The sequence below is a fragment of the Massilia sp. X63 genome, assembly GCF_041023745.1.
GTDB lineage: Bacteria > Pseudomonadota > Gammaproteobacteria > Burkholderiales > Burkholderiaceae_D > Telluria.
This window is the reverse complement of sequence record NZ_JBFTEF010000003.1, coordinates 221688-235878: the sequence shown is the minus strand read 5'-3', so window position 1 is coordinate 235878 and position 14191 is coordinate 221688. Positions and strand designations below refer to the sequence as shown.

Genomic DNA, 14191 nt, shown 5'->3' with positions numbered 1-14191 from the left:
CTCGACCGGCTGCAGCCGGCACAGGAGACAACATGGATCTCGACGCGGCCAAGGCCCTCTGCCGCAGCTTCCCCGGCTGCACCGAGGACACCAAGTGGGACAACGACACCGTGTTTTCGGTCGGCGCCAAGATGTTCGCGGTGACCAACAAGGACGGCCCGTCGACCGGCTTCAGCCTGAAGGCCGAGGACGACCGCTTCCTGGAATTGACCGACCGCCCCGGCATCGTGCCGGCGCCTTACCTGGCGCGCGCCAAGTGGGTGTTCGTGACGCCTGCGGCGCAGCTCGACGACGCCGAGTTCGCCGCGCTGCTGCGCCGCTCCTACGAACTGGTGTTCGCCAAGCTGACCCGCAAGCTGCAGCGCGAGATTGCCGGCGACGGCGCAGGCAAGGCGTGAGTCACTGCGCGATGGATACCGAACATCCCGCCGATTCCAACAGGAACGCGCCCGTGCACCCGAATGACGCATAATCGGGCACACAAGCGGACCGCCATCTTTCCATTAGAAGACAGAACGACCATGCAAGATTACCACCATGACCGCGCCCGCGCGCTCCTCGCCAACGCCACGCAAATCGTCACGCCCGAGGAAGTCCAGGCCGCGGTGGCCCGCGTCGCCGACCAGTTGAACGCGCGCTTCGGCAATCCCGACGACAAGGCCTTCCCGCTGGTGCTGGGCGTGATGGGCGGCGCCGTCGTGTTCACCGGCCACCTGCTGCCGCAGCTCGACTTCCCGCTCGAATTCGACTACATCCACGTCAGCCGCTACGGCGACGCCGACCGCGGCGGCCAGATCGTCTGGAAGGTGATCCCGCGCCAGGACGTCGCCGGACGCACCATCGTGGTGGTCGACGACATCCTCGACGAAGGCGAAACGCTGGCCCACGTCAAGCAGCGCCTGCTCGACATGGGCGCGGCCGAAGTCATCGTCGCCGTGTTCGCGGACAAGGACATCAAGCGCGCCAAGCCGATCAAGGCCGACCTGGTCGGCCTGACGCTGCCGAACGAATTCGTGGTCGGCTTCGGCATGGACGTCTATAACTACTGGCGCAACCTGCCGGGGCTGTGGTCGATCAACCCGGACGACCTGAGCGCGGCCGAGCCGCCGCCGCCGTTCCCGACCCCGGACGCCAAGCGCCTCGATTGATCGTTCGTGGTGGCCGGCAGCGCCGGCCACCACGGCATCAGCCCAGCGCCAGGCGCGCCCGCGCCGCCGCGTATTCCGCCTTCAGCCGCTCGACCATCTCGGCCACCGTCGGCACGTCGTCCATCAGGCCCACGCCCTGGCCGGCGCCCCAGATATCGCGCCAGGCCTTGGCGCTGGCCGAGCCGAAGCTCATCTTGCTCTTGTCCGATTCCGGCAGGTTGTCCGGATCCAGCCCGGCCGCCACGATCGACTTCTTGAGGTAGTTGCCGTGCACGCCCGTAAACAGGTTGGTGTACACCACGTCGGCGGCGCTCGATTCCACGATGGCGTCGCGGTAGGCGTCGGTGACGTTCGATTCCTTGGTCGCCAGCCAGCGCGAGCCGATGTAGGCGAAGTCGGCGCCCATGGCCTGGGCCGCGAGGATCGCGTCGCCGGTGGCGATCGAACCGGACAGCGCCACCGGGCCCTTGAAGAACTTGCGCACCTCGCCCACCAGCGCGAACGGCGACAGCGCGCCCGCATGGCCGCCGGCGCCGGCCGCGACCAGGATCAGGCCGTCCACGCCCGCTTCCAGCGCCTTTTCGGCATGGCGGATCGAGACCACGTCGTGCAGCACGATGCCGCCGTAGGCGTGCACGGCGTCCAGCATTTCCTTGGGCGGCGCGCGCAACGAGGAAATGATGATCGGCACCTGGTGCTTCACGCAGACCTCGACGTCGTGCGCCAGGCGGTCGTTCGACTGGTGCACGATCTGGTTGACCGCGATCGGGCCGACTTTCGCGCCCGGGTTGGCCTGCTGGTAGTCGGCCAGCTCGCGCTGCAGGTCGGTGAGCCAGGTGTCGAGCAGCTCGGCCGGGCGCGCGTTCAAGGCCGGGAAGGAACCGACGATGCCGGCCTTGCACTGGGCCGCCACCAGCGCGGGACCGCTGGCGATGAACATCGGGGAAGCGATGACGGGAAGGGACAGGTCTTGCAGCACGGGTGGCAAGGTCATGGAAGGCTTTCGCTGTTCAGGTTGATCAAAAGTCTCCGGGCATTATAGCCCTGAAAAAAGAACGATCGTGCTAGATTTTCACCTCTAAACGTCTGCCAGCACCCGCCCCTCGATGCGGGCGGCGCCGGCCTTGACCAGCGCGGCGGCGGCCCAGCGCGCCATGTCGTCCGCCCCCATCGCCAGCACCCCGGTGCGCACCCGCTCCACCAGCGGGATCGACGCCAGCAGCCCGGGCAGCGCATCCAGCGCCAGCGCGCGCCGCTCCAGCAGCAGGAATTTCAACAGCACCTTGACCGCGTTCCGGGCATTGCGCGCCGGGTCGGCGCTCAGGTAGTCCAGGCGCGCCCGCGCCCGCTGCAAGGCCGCCGGCACCGCGCCGAACACGGCGCCATGGCCGGGCACGACCACCCGCGCATCCAGACTGGCGATCAGGTCGAGGGTGGCGCCGACTTCCGCGAAGCCCGGTTCGCCCGCCAGCTCCGGAAAGATCACCCCGAAGCCGTTTTCCCACAAGGCGTCGCCGGAAATGAGCACGCCTTCGGCTTCGCAGAAGAACAGCAGCGCATGCGGGTCGTGGCCGGGCGCCGCCAGCACCGTCCATGCCAGGTCGCCCAGCACCAGCCGCTCGCCCGGCGCCAGCGTGGCATCAAAAGTGAAGCGTGCGCACTGCTGGCCGGTGGCGCGGTAGCTCAGCGCCTCCTCGTCCCAGGCGGCGACCTTGGCCGCCTCCGCTGCCGGAATCGCGATGGCGCAGCCATAGGCGTGCTGCAGCAGCGCATTGCCGCCGCAGTGGTCCGAGTGCAGGTGGGTATTCAGCAGGCGCTCGAGCGGCCGTCCCTGCAAGGCATGGCGCAGCAGCGCCAGCGTCTGCGGCGCATGGCTCAGGTAGCCGCTGTCGACCAGCGCGGTCCGGGCGCCGGTGAACAGGATATTGTTGGACGAGAGCCAGCCGCGCTCGAAGACCTGCATCGACCCCGGCAAGCGCAGGTCCATCTCAGCCCCAGTCGATGTCGGTTTCGCGGCGGCGGATCTCGACCCAAACGGCGCGCTTGTAGTCGTCGCCGGCGCTGCCCCAGGCGACGATCTCGTCGATGGTGCGCAGGCAGCCGCGGCACAGGCCGGTGGCCGGGTCCATCTGGCAGACGTTGATGCAGGGCGAGGGGACGGGGCTGTGCAGTTCCGGGGTCATGGCAGCAAATTCGTGATATCGAAGGAACGGGCGCAGACGGCGATCACCGCCATCAAGCCGACGGCCATCCGGCTGCCGCGGTCCTTGAGCGCATACAGCACCGGATCGTCGTCCATCTCGCCGCGCGCGGTCTTGATCCACAGGCGGCCCAGCCAGTAGATCATGAGGCCCGCCAGGCCCCACAGCAGCACCGGGCTGGCATAGCGCTGCTCGGTTTCGGGCGCGTTGATGAACAGGCCCAGCACTACCACCGCGGCCAGCGCCGAGGCCAGTCCCATCGGCCACAGCACGGCCAGGTCGACCACGCGGTAGTCGCGCCCGTGCGCGCCGGCCTGGCCGCGCTGCTGCATCAGCTGCAGTTCCGAGCAGCGCTTCACCAGCGCCAGGCTGAGGAACACGAACAGGGAAAAGGCCAGCAGCCACGCGCTGGTATGGATGCCCACCGCCACCGAGCCGGTGACGATGCGCATCGTGTACAGCATCGACAGCACCAGCACGTCGATCAGCACGCGCTCCTTGAGCCACCAGCTGTAGGCCGTGGTCAGGACCACGTAGGCCAGCAGCATCGCGGCGAAGCCGGTATTGATGGCAAAGGCAAGCCCGAAGGCGCCCGCCAGCAGCAGCGTCGCCGCGGCCACGCCCGAGGTGATCGGCAGGGCGCCGCTGGCGAAGGGCCGCAGCTTCTTGCGCGGATGACGGCGGTCGTTGCCGAGGTCCCACAAATCGTTGGCGATATAAGTGGCGGATGCCGCGCCCGAAAAGCACAGGAAGGCCAGCAGCATGGTGGCCAGGTCCTCCGGGTAGAACGAGAACGCGGTCAGCAGCGGCACGAACAACAGCAGGTTCTTGGCCCACTGGTGCATGCGCAAGGCCTTGCGCCAGGTCGCCGGTCCGGCGGCGGGCCGGGAGAATTCCTTCTCGACCGGATGCCTGCGGCGCACGGCGCTGCTCACTGCCCGGGAGGCGCCCACCAGCACGGCCGCCTGCGCGCCTTCCCACACCGCCAGGTCGGCGGCGCTGTCGCCGGCATAGGCGAAGTCCGGCCCGACCTCGGCGCGGATGGCGGCCAGCTTGTTGCTGCCCTTGAGGTTGCGGCTGCCGTCGCTGGCCAGCACGCGGTCGAACAGGCCCAGGTGTCCGGCGACGCCGTCGGCGATCGCGCGGTGGGCGGCGGTGGCCAGCACGATCTGGCGCCCGCCGGCCTTCTCCTGGCGCAGGTAATCGAGCAGGTCCTGGCGGTAGGGCAGCTGTTCCGGCGCCAGGCTGACCCGGGCGGCGACCTCGGCCTTCATGACTTCGCGTCCGCGCGCCAGCCACAGGGGGAGCCTGAGCAGGTCGAACGGGGATTGCTTCGCCAGCAGGAGCACCGACTCGACCAGGGTATCGGTCGGCGTCAGGGTGCCGTCCAGGTCCACGACCAGCGGAATGGATGCGGACGGTCGCTGTGCCTGTCGGGAATCGAGCATGGAAATGTCAGCCGAGTTGATTAACATTCAGTTCACTATCAATAAGCACCATCGCGCATTATCGCTCATCGCGGGGCGCCGTTCCCCCCTCATCGGGCGTAGCCCGGCCGGAGTGCCAGTGCGCCAGCTTGCGCGCAACCCGCTCGCGAAAGCGCACCGGATCGATCAGGTGGCGCTCGTGAATTCCTTCGCACACTTTTTCAAGCTCATCCCAAGCTTCCACGCGGAAACGCACGCGCCGGCCCTCGACTTCCAGCACCTCGCCGCGGATGTGCAAGCGCATGCCCGGCGGGGTCGGCGCCAGGTGCTGGAAACTGACCATGGTGCCCAGGCTCTGCTCGTGCGGCCAGTCCATGAAGGGCATCAGGCCGTGCAGGCAGGCCAGTTCCATCATCCCGACCAGGTAGCCGGTCGCCAGTACCTCCGGCATGTCGCGGCAGAACGGCGTGTCGTGGTAGAGCGCGGGCACGGCGGCCCGCGCGGGGATGGTGTATTGCCATTCGAAACAATGGCCGAGTTGTATTTCTGCACGCATGTGCGCAGATTAACGCAGCTCAGGACATTTGCATACGTCCGGCCTTGACGCAGCACACCACAGGCGTACACTCCCCAGACCATCCAGCTGGATGGTGCAAGCGTGGCGTAAGGAAGCGGAAGGCATCATGAGCAGAGAAGTAGCGAAAACAGCAGCCAGGGAAGCGGCAAGGGACACCGCCAGGCCGGCGGACTCGGAAAAGATCACGATCAACCTGGGACCGATCGACCTCGGGCAGATCGACCTCTTGGTGAGCGAAGGCTTCTATGCGAACCGTTCCGACCTGATCCGCACCGCCATCCGCAACCAGCTGCAGGCGCACGCCGACGTGGTGCGCCAGACCGTGGCGCGGCGCAGTCTCGTGCTCGGCATGCACCATTACACGCGGGCCGACCTCGAGCGTGCCCGCGACGCCGGCGAGCGCCTGCAGATCCAGGTGCTCGGCCTGGCCAGCATCGCCCACGACGTCCCGCCCGAACTGGCGCTGGACACCATCGAATCCATCGTCGTCCTCGGCGCGCTGCACGCCAGCAGCGCGGTCAAGACGGCACTTGCCGGGCGCATCCAGTGATCGCGCCGGCGGAGGAAACACCATGAAACTGAACATGCACTTGCTTGCGCAGATGCGCAAGGCCACCAGCGCCCTGATCAAGAAGGGACCGGTGGACACCACGGCCATCGTTCAGGAAGCGATGAAGCACGCCACGGCCTTCCAGCGCCCCGCCGCTCCCGCTGCGCCGCCGCCGATGCGCGACATCAACCCGCCGCCGGGCGGCAGCGCCGCCCACGAGGCCGAGGCGCCATCGGCGCGCGAACCGGCAGCGCCGCACACCACGGCAGCGAATGTCGTGCCCGACATGCTGGCCAACCTGCAGCGCACCATGGAGTCGGTGCGCGAACAGTTCGGCGGCCTGGGCACGGGCGGCCTGGGCGCAGGGGCCGGCCAGGAAGCCACCTGGCCCGGCACCTTCAGCAGCGGCAGCTTCACCAACGAGGCCGGCACCCGCGACTACAAGCTGTATGTGCCGAGCACCCTGACCGATGCGCCCGCCGCGCTGGTGGTGATGCTGCACGGCTGCACCCAGAATCCCGACGATTTCGCGCACGGCACGGGGATGAACGCGCTGGCCGAGGAGCTGGGCTGCCTGGTGGTCTATCCGGCCCAGTCGCAGGCGGCCAATCCTTCGCGCTGCTGGAACTGGTTCAACGAAACCGACCAGCAGCGCGAGCGCGGCGAGCCTTCGATCATTGCCGGCATCACCCGCGACGTGATGGCGCGCCACCCGGTCGATGCGGACCAGGTGTTCGTGGCCGGCCTGTCGGCCGGCGGCGCCATGGCCACCATCATGGGCACGCTGTATCCGGACCTGTACGCCGCCGTCGGCGTGCATTCGGGCCTGCCCTTCGCCGCGGCCAAGGACCTGCCGTCGGCGCTGGCGGCCATGAAGGGCGACTTCCGGCGCAGCCAGGCGCCGGGACGCACCGTGCCGATCATCGTGTTCCACGGCGACCGCGACACCACCGTCCACCCGGCCAACGGCGACGAACTGGTGGCCCAGGGCCGCGCCCGCAATGCGCGCCGCACGGCGGAACCGGGCCAGGTGCCGAACGGCCACGCCTATACGCGCACGGTACACCACCACGACGACGGCAGCGTCCACGCGGAACACTGGCTGATCCACGGCGCCGGCCACGCCTGGTCGGGCGGCAGTGCGCGCGGCAGCTATACCGACGACAAGGGGCCGGATGCGAGCCGGGAGATGATGCGTTTCTTCCGCACGCAGCGCTGAGCTACGACACCGGGCCTTGCGCCAGTTCGGCGTCGATATGGGCGCGCAGGCAGGCCGGGCACCAGCAGCCGGCCGCTTCCTGCGGCACCGGCACGGCCGGCGGCAAGGCCGTGCACCAGCACGGTTCCAGGCTGCCATCTGCCATGGCGCAGCCGAATTCGGCGCCGCAACGGGTGCATGTGCTCACGGCGCGCTCCTGTGTTGAATGAATTGCATGGTTCTGTACGGTGGCGATTCAGCCCATAAAATACAACAAGACGCCATATAATCAGCACAAGTACTACCCTGTTGCCTTAAAATCTTGCGACATTTATTTTGGACCCTCCATGAACGCTACTCTGACCAGCCTGAACACCGACGACCAGCCCAACGATCTGACGAAAGTATCGCCGCAGATCAAGGCGCAGATCCTGGCCGAGGCGCTTCCCTACATCCGTAATTTCCACGGCAAGACCATCGTCATCAAATACGGCGGCAACGCCATGACCGACGAACGCCTGAAGCACGGCTTCGCGCGCGACGTCATCCTGCTCAAGCTGGTGGGCATGAATCCGGTCGTGGTGCATGGCGGCGGTCCGCAGATCGACAACGCGCTGAAGAAGATCGGCAAGCAGGGCACCTTCGTGCAGGGCATGCGCATTACCGACGAAGAAACCATGGAAGTGGTCGAGTGGGTGCTGGGCGGCGAGGTCCAGCAGGACATCGTCATGCTGATCAACCACTACGGCGGCCAGGCCGTGGGCCTGACCGGCAAGGACGGCGGCCTGATCCGCGCACGCCGCATGAGCATGCCAGACAAGGAAAAGCCGGGCGAATTCCTCGACATCGGCTTCGTCGGCGAGATCGAGGCGATCAACCCGGCCGTGGTCAAGGCACTGCAGGACGACGCCTTCATCCCGATCATCTCGCCGATCGGCTTCGGCCAGGACGGCCAGGCCTACAACATCAATGCCGACGTCGTCGCCGGCAAGATCGCCGAGATCCTGAAGGCCGAAAAGCTCATCATGATGACCAATATCGCCGGCGTGCAGGACAAGGCGGGTAACCTGGTCACCGACCTGTCGGCGCGCGAGATCGACGAGATGTTCGAAGACGGCACGATTTCGGGTGGCATGCTGCCGAAAATCTCGTCGGCGCTGGACGCCGCCAAGTCGGGCGTCAATACCGTGCACATCATCGACGGCCGCATCGAGCACTCTTTGTTGCTGGAAGTCTTGACCGAACAGGCATTTGGCACTATGATCCGGTCTCACTAAATTTTTTGTGGCGGAAATCTCCGCCACAGAAAACGATCTACCCGCCCTTGTAGCTCAGTGGTAGAGCACTCCCTTGGTAAGGGAGAGGCCACGTGTTCAATCCACGTCAAGGGCACCACTTCCCTCCTGCAGTATCCGCAGTACCTCCCCGCAGTATTTCCCTAGTAGATGCGCTCCACCTTGATGCCGCGCTTGCGCAGCAGCTCGGGCACGCCGCGTTGTCCCACCAGGTGCAGCAAGCCCACCGCCACCACCGCCTTGTCCTCGCGCGCCAGCAACGCCGCCACCTTGTCCGCCATCGGCCCGTTGCGCTCGTCCATCAGGAGTTCGCGCGTGAAGCGGCCGCTCAAGCTGTCGTCTTCGTCGATGCGCTGCGCGATGCGTTCCAGCGCGGCCCCGTCGGCGCGCTCGTAGGCATCGAACAGTTCGCGCGCTTCGCGCAGCTGGCGGCCCGATGCCGCGTTCTCCAGCGTTTCTTCCAGCAGCTTCCACTGGTCCTCGATCCCGAGCCGATCCAGCAGCGCGGCCTGGTAACCGATCGATTCGAGTTCGGCGATGCGGGTGGCGCCGCTCGCGCGGGCCTGCTGCGCCAGGTGGGCGTCGACGCCGAGGCGCGGGTCGTAGCCCATCCGGGCGGCATCGATCACGACCAGCGTCATCACGATCATCCACGGTTTCAGTTGCGCCACGGCGGCCGGGTCGATGCCCTGCCCCTTCAGGGCGGCTTCGATGCGCGCGCGGCGTTGCGGCGCCAGTCCCGCCAATCCGGCCTGCCCGGCCGGGAACATGCCGTATTGCTGCAGGGCGGCCGCCATCGCCGCGGGGTCGCGCCCGGCGTCGATCTCGAGCGCCAGCGTGGGCGCCGCCGCCAGGGCCTGGCGGATGCGCGGCTCGAGCGGGTAGAAATCGGGACGGCCGGCGTGGATGGTGCCGTACAGGTACAGGGCGTGGCCGCCGCCGCTGACGCGGAACAGCGCGCCGCGTTGTGCCGCCAGTTCCGCGGCCACGGACTGGAACGCCAACAGGAACAGGCTGAAGAAGACCACTATAATCGGACGTCGCATTCATTACCCCTTGTTGTGTTCGAAACCGTGCCAAATCATACCCTCCCCTCCCCCGTCTGGCTGTTCGATCTCGACAACACCCTGCACGATGCATCGCACGCCATCTTCCCGGCCATCAGCGCCAACATGAACACCTATATCGGGCGCGTGCTGGGCGACGGCGTCACGCCGGCCAGCCAGGCCGCGGTGGACGCCGCGCGCCTGGGCTACTGGAAGCGCTACGGCGCCACCCTGCTCGGCATGATCCGCCATCACGGGGTGTCGGCGGCCGACTTCCTGCACGTGACCCACGACCTCGGCGCGCTCGACAAGCTGGTGCGCGCCGAGAAGGGACTCGCCACGCTGCTGCGCCGCCTGCCGGGCCGCAAGATCCTGCTCACCAACGCGCCGACGCGCTACTCCACCGACGTCATGCGCCACCTGGGCCTGAGCCGGCATTTCGCACACCACGTCGCGATCGAACACATGCACGTGCACCGCCAGCTGCGGCCCAAGCCGTCCGGCCTGATGCTGCGCCGCCTGCTGCGCAAGCACGGCGTGGCGGCGCGCCGCTGCATCCTGGTCGAAGACACCCTGGCCAACCTGAAGAGCGCCAGCCGGCTCGGGCTGCGCACCGTGTGGGTGACGCAATACCTGCGCATGAGCGATCCGATCGGCAAAGCGCCCTTGCCGCGGACCCTGAAACGCCCCCGTTACGTCGATGTCAAAGTAAAATCCGTGCGGCAGCTTCCGGCGCGTTTGCACCGATTGCGCTAACAATGATAAATAAACAAAGGGCCTCGAAAACCGTCGCGAGCGGCAGTAAGCTTGACCGAGAAGCGCAGCTGTACGGTGGTACAGCGAGCATCGCAGGTCGAGATTACAACGCGCAGCAGGTTTCTCGAGGCCCCCATCAACTAGGGATCACATGGCAACCAAGCCGGGGCAGCGCAAGCTGCAAATCCTGCAGGCCCTGGCCTCGATGCTCGAGCAGCCGAAGGGCGAGAAGATCACCACGGCCGCGCTGGCGGCGCGCCTGTCGGTATCGGAGGCGGCGCTGTACCGCCACTTCGCCAGCAAGGCGCAGATGTACGAGGGCCTGATCGACTTCATCGAATCCAGCGTCTTCGGCCTGATCAACCAGATCGCCGAACGCGAGGAAGACGGCGTGACCCAGGCCCACGCCATCCTGCAGATACTGCTGTCCTTCTCGAGCAACAACCCGGGCATGACCCGGGTCCTGATCGGCGACGCCCTGGTGGGCGAGGACGAGCGCCTGCAGCTGCGCATGAACCAGTTCTACGACAAGGTCGAGATGGCGTTCAAGCAGGCCTTGCGGGTCGCCGTCACCCAGGGCCATGGCGCGGAGACCGACGTCGCGGCGCGCGCCAGCCTGCTGGTGAGCTACGTGACCGGGCGCTGGCACCGCTTCGCCAAGAGCGGCTTCAGGCACAATCCGGCCGAGGGCTCGGCGCTGCAGCTGTCGCTGCTGCTGGCGGCATAAGGAAGCTTACGAGCACCATGGACACCCAGGAAGTCTTCGCGCTGTTGGACGACGCCGGCGCACCCGGAGCAGCCCGCTCGCGCCTGTACAGCCGCCATGCGGGCACGCTGCGCTGCGATGGCGCCAGCGACTGGCCGCAACTGCTGCGCGACATGCAGGAGGCCCTGGGGCGCGGCCTGTATGCGGTGCCGCTGCTGAGCTATGAACTGGGGGCGCACCTGCAGGGCATACCGGCCCACCCGGTGGCGGGCGCGCTGGCGCAGGTGCTGCTGTTCGAGCAGTGCGAGCGCCTGGAAGCGGCCCAGGTCGAGGCCTGGATCGCCACCCGCACAGCGAGCGGCGCGCCGGCGGGCGTGGCCGGCATCACGCCGAACGTCGACGAAGCCGCGTTCACCGACGCCATCGATCGCATCCGCGCCTACATCGCCGCCGGCGACACCTACCAGGTCAACTACACCTACCGCCTGCGCTTCGAGGCCTACGGCCCGCTGGTGGCGCTGTATGCGCGGCTGCGCGCGCGCCAGCGCGTGCCCTACGGCGCGCTGGTGGCGCTGCCCGACGGCAGCGCGCTGCTGTCCTTCTCGCCCGAACTGTTCGTGCGCCACGATGCGGGCCTCCTGACCGCGCGGCCGATGAAGGGCACGGCGCCGGCCAGCGGCGACGACGCCGTCGACGACGAACGCGCGCAGGCGCTCGCGGCGGACACCAAGAACCGCGCCGAGAACCTGATGATCGTCGACCTGCTGCGCAACGACCTGGGAAGAGTGGCAAGCACCGGCAGCGTCGAGGTGCCGGCGCTGTTCGAGGTGCGCCGCTACGGCGCCGTGCTGCAGATGACCTCCACGGTACAGGCGCGCCTGCGCGCGGATGCGGATCTGGAACAGGTGTTCGCCGCGCTCTACCCCTGCGGCTCGATCACCGGCGCGCCGAAGCGCCGCAGCATGGAGATCATCCACGAACTCGAACCGAGCGCGCGCGGCATCTATACCGGCGCGATCGGCTGGTTCGATCCGCCGCAGGCGGGCAGCGGCACCCCCTTCGGCGCGGGTTTTGGAGATTTCTGCCTGTCGGTCCCGATCCGCACGCTGGCGCTGGGCCCCGCGCAAGGCGGCACCCGCCAGGGAGAACTGGGCGTCGGCGCCGGCATCGTGTACGACAGCGACGCCGCCTCGGAATTCGCCGAATGCCGGCTCAAGGCGCGCTTCCTCACCGGCCTGCCCAACGAGTGCGAGATCTTCGAGACCCTGCGCGCAAGCTGGGACGACGGCTGTCGCCACATCGAGCAGCACCTCGACCGCCTGGCCGCGTCCTGCCGCTATTTTGGGCACCCGTTCGACGTCGGCGCCGCGCGCGCGGCCCTGAACGAGGCCTGCCTGGCCCTGCCTCCCGGACAGCTGCACCGGTTGCGCCTGTCGGTGCGGCACGACGGCGAACTGGCGCTGCAGGCGGCGCCGCTGGCCCCCCTGGGCGAACCGGTGCTGTTGCTGCTGGAGAGCGAGACGACGCAGTCCGGCGACCTGTTCCTGCGCCACAAGACGAGCGTGCGCAGCCGCTACGACGCGGCCTGGCGCGCCGCCGAGGCGCTGGGCGCCTTCGACGCCCTGTTCTTCAACGAGCGCGGGGAACTGACCGAAGGGGGACGCTGCAATGTGTTTGTGCGCTTCGGCACCGAGTGGTTCACGCCGCCGCTCTCCAGCGGCCTGCTGCCGGGCGTGATGCGCGGCATCCTGCTGCAGGCGCCGGCCTGGAACGCGAGCGAACGCGTGATCACGCGGGAGATGCTGGCAGCGGCAGACGACATCGTCGTCTGCAATGCGCTGCGCGGTCCATTGCGGGCGGTCCTGCTGGCCGACCCGCAAGAGGACTAACGGCGCTTAGAAGCGGTAGCCGACGCCGACGCCGAACAGCACCGGATCCACCTTCACGCTACTGGCTTTCGCGCCGCCCACCATCACGTCGCTGCGGATGTTCACTTTCTTCACGTCGAGGTTGAGCGACCAGCGCGCGTCGAGCCGGAAATCCACGCCGGCCTGCAGCGCCATGCCCCAGCTGCCGCTCTCGAGGTCGCCCGCGCCATTCAGGAGCTTCACGTGCGAGAGGCGGGTGTAGTTGACGCCCACGCCCAGGTAGGGATTGAGCATCGACTGCGGTGCGAAGTGGTACTGGGCGCTCAGGGTCGGCGGCAGGTGGCGGAAGCTGCCGATACGGGCGCCGTCCAGGGTGACGTCGTGCTTCTGCGGATAGGTCAGGATCAGTTCCGCCGCCAGGTTCGGCGTGAAGAAATAGGAGATGTCGATTTCGGGGATGGTCTTGCTGCTGACGTGGATGCGGTCCGCCGCGCCCACGCCGGCCAGCGGCGCCGACTCGTTGGCCGGGTCGATGTGGACGGCGCGCGCGCGCACCATCCAGTTGGTTTCCTGCGCCAGGGCCTGGCTGCCGGCGAGTGCAAGGGTAACTGCCAGCACATGCTGCAACATCGTTTTCATTTTTCTTACCTTTCGTCATGTCATCATTGACGAAGCTAAGAATATTGATGCAGCGCAAAAAAATCGTTGATCTGGATCAAATAACCACAATGCTGGAAAGGTTATTCGATCCGGGGGCTCACATGGCGAGCGCCTGCTCGATCTTGCCGACCAGGGCCGGATCTTCCGGCGTCACCTTGCTCGGGAAATGCTCGATGACCTTGCCGTCGCGGCCGATCAGGTACTTGGTGAAGTTCCACTTCGGCGCCTGGCCGGTGGCCTTGGTGAGTGCGGCATGCAGCGGGTTGGCTTCCGGGCCGGTGACCACGCTCTTGGCGAACATCGGGAACTTGACGCCGTAGGTGTTGAAGCAGAAGTCGGCGATCTCCTTCGCATTGCCCGGTTCCTGCTTGCCGAAGTCGTTCGACGGGAAGCCCAGCACCACCAGGCCGCGGCCACCGTACTTCGCGTACAGCTTCTCCAGTCCTTCGTACTGCTTGGTGAAGCCGCAGTAGCTGGCCGTGTTCACCACCAGCACCACCTTGCCGGCGTACTGGCACAGGTCCTGCGGCGCGTCGTCCTGCAGGCGCTTGAAGTTCTGCTTGAGGAGGGCCGGGCAGCTGGCGGGCATGCGCGCAGCCGCCGGTGCGCCGGCTGCGGCCGCGGTCTGTGCGGCGGCCGGAAGGGCTGTACTCGCTGCGGCAAGGGAGACGAACAGCAGGGCGGTGGTCTTGAACATGGCGGGGAATTCCCTCGGGTTGGAATGCCACGATTGTAACGCAGCCACCCGGGTAAACATCG

Annotated in this window: 17 protein-coding genes and 1 tRNA gene; 9 read left to right on the top strand and 9 right to left on the bottom strand. The window is 67.4% G+C overall.

Annotated features, from left to right (window positions below):
- Positions 1-32: 32 nt before the first annotated feature.
- Positions 33-398 carry an MmcQ/YjbR family DNA-binding protein gene (locus AB3347_RS08145; RefSeq protein WP_369091281.1) on the top strand — a complete coding sequence of 122 codons (366 nt, stop codon included), beginning with the start codon at positions 33-35 and terminating at the stop codon, positions 396-398.
- Between the two features lie 123 nt (positions 399-521).
- Positions 522-1148, top strand: a complete 627-nt coding sequence (locus AB3347_RS08140) for a hypoxanthine-guanine phosphoribosyltransferase (protein ID WP_369091280.1) — start codon at positions 522-524, stop codon at positions 1146-1148.
- A 37-nt stretch (positions 1149-1185) separates the two neighbouring features.
- Here the strand turns inward: AB3347_RS08140 and AB3347_RS08135 are convergent, their stop codons facing one another.
- The 5 genes from AB3347_RS08135 to AB3347_RS08115 form a co-directional block, all read right to left on the bottom strand.
- Positions 1186-2142 carry an NAD(P)H-dependent flavin oxidoreductase gene (locus AB3347_RS08135; protein WP_369091279.1) on the bottom strand — a complete coding sequence of 319 codons (957 nt, stop codon included), beginning with the start codon at positions 2140-2142 and terminating at the stop codon, positions 1186-1188.
- Positions 2143-2226: 84 nt separating this feature from the next.
- Complete coding sequence (locus tag AB3347_RS08130) at positions 2227-3135, bottom strand: MBL fold metallo-hydrolase (protein ID WP_369091278.1); 909 nt, start codon at positions 3133-3135, stop codon at positions 2227-2229.
- 1 nt (position 3136) lies between these two features.
- On the bottom strand, positions 3137-3331 hold the full coding sequence (locus AB3347_RS08125) for a DUF1289 domain-containing protein (RefSeq protein ID WP_369091277.1): 195 nt from the start codon (positions 3329-3331) through the stop codon (positions 3137-3139).
- Positions 3328-4797: a UbiA family prenyltransferase gene (locus AB3347_RS08120; protein ID WP_369091276.1), complete on the bottom strand. Its 1470-nt coding sequence runs from the start codon at positions 4795-4797 to the stop codon at positions 3328-3330. Before AB3347_RS08120 ends, AB3347_RS08125 begins: the two co-directional genes overlap by 4 nt.
- A gap of 58 nt (positions 4798-4855) precedes the next feature.
- On the bottom strand, positions 4856-5332 hold the full coding sequence (locus AB3347_RS08115) for a thioesterase family protein (RefSeq protein WP_369091275.1): 477 nt from the start codon (positions 5330-5332) through the stop codon (positions 4856-4858).
- A gap of 127 nt (positions 5333-5459) precedes the next feature.
- Between AB3347_RS08115 and AB3347_RS08110 the strand changes: the two genes are divergently transcribed.
- Together AB3347_RS08110 and AB3347_RS08105 are read left to right on the top strand one after the other, a co-directional pair.
- On the top strand, positions 5460-5903 hold the full coding sequence (locus AB3347_RS08110; RefSeq protein ID WP_369091274.1) for a CopG family transcriptional regulator: 444 nt from the start codon (positions 5460-5462) through the stop codon (positions 5901-5903).
- A gap of 22 nt (positions 5904-5925) precedes the next feature.
- Complete coding sequence (locus tag AB3347_RS08105) at positions 5926-7122, top strand: PHB depolymerase family esterase (RefSeq protein ID WP_369091273.1); 1197 nt, start codon at positions 5926-5928, stop codon at positions 7120-7122.
- Position 7123: 1 nt separating this feature from the next.
- Here AB3347_RS08105 and AB3347_RS08100 read toward each other — a convergent pair whose 3' ends face one another.
- The gene (locus AB3347_RS08100) at positions 7124-7309 is read right to left on the bottom strand and encodes a cysteine-rich CWC family protein (protein WP_369091272.1); all 186 of its coding nucleotides are present in this window, start codon (positions 7307-7309) and stop codon (positions 7124-7126) included.
- A 139-nt stretch (positions 7310-7448) separates the two neighbouring features.
- Here AB3347_RS08100 and argB point away from each other — a divergent pair, with 139 nt between their 5' ends.
- Both argB and AB3347_RS08090 read left to right on the top strand, forming a co-directional pair.
- Positions 7449-8378 carry an acetylglutamate kinase gene (gene argB, locus AB3347_RS08095; RefSeq protein WP_051306276.1) on the top strand — a complete coding sequence of 310 codons (930 nt, stop codon included), beginning with the start codon at positions 7449-7451 and terminating at the stop codon, positions 8376-8378.
- A gap of 43 nt (positions 8379-8421) precedes the next feature.
- A tRNA-Thr gene (locus AB3347_RS08090) sits at positions 8422-8496 on the top strand.
- A 43-nt stretch (positions 8497-8539) separates the two neighbouring features.
- On the opposite strand, the gene AB3347_RS08085 is transcribed toward AB3347_RS08090, so the two are convergent.
- Positions 8540-9442, bottom strand: coding sequence for a TraB/GumN family protein (locus AB3347_RS08085; RefSeq protein WP_369091271.1), 903 nt, complete (start codon positions 9440-9442; stop codon positions 8540-8542).
- A gap of 27 nt (positions 9443-9469) precedes the next feature.
- Between AB3347_RS08085 and AB3347_RS08080 the strand changes: the two genes are divergently transcribed.
- The 3 genes from AB3347_RS08080 to pabB all read left to right on the top strand — a co-directional run bounded on the left by AB3347_RS08080 (position 9470) and on the right by pabB (position 12793).
- Complete coding sequence (locus tag AB3347_RS08080) at positions 9470-10198, top strand: HAD-IA family hydrolase (protein ID WP_369091270.1); 729 nt, start codon at positions 9470-9472, stop codon at positions 10196-10198.
- Between the two features lie 151 nt (positions 10199-10349).
- Positions 10350-10925, top strand: a complete 576-nt coding sequence (gene slmA / locus AB3347_RS08075; RefSeq protein ID WP_369091269.1) for a nucleoid occlusion factor SlmA — start codon at positions 10350-10352, stop codon at positions 10923-10925.
- Between the two features lie 17 nt (positions 10926-10942).
- The gene (gene pabB / locus AB3347_RS08070; RefSeq protein WP_369091268.1) at positions 10943-12793 is read left to right on the top strand and encodes an aminodeoxychorismate synthase component I; all 1851 of its coding nucleotides are present in this window, start codon (positions 10943-10945) and stop codon (positions 12791-12793) included.
- Positions 12794-12799: 6 nt separating this feature from the next.
- Here the strand turns inward: pabB and AB3347_RS08065 are convergent, their stop codons facing one another.
- Together AB3347_RS08065 and AB3347_RS08060 are read right to left on the bottom strand one after the other, a co-directional pair.
- On the bottom strand, positions 12800-13411 hold the full coding sequence (locus tag AB3347_RS08065) for an OmpW family protein (protein ID WP_369091267.1): 612 nt from the start codon (positions 13409-13411) through the stop codon (positions 12800-12802).
- A 118-nt stretch (positions 13412-13529) separates the two neighbouring features.
- Entirely contained in the window at positions 13530-14129 is a 600-nt protein-coding gene (locus AB3347_RS08060) for a glutathione peroxidase (RefSeq protein ID WP_369091266.1), read from the bottom strand.
- Positions 14130-14191: the final 62 nt, after the last annotated feature.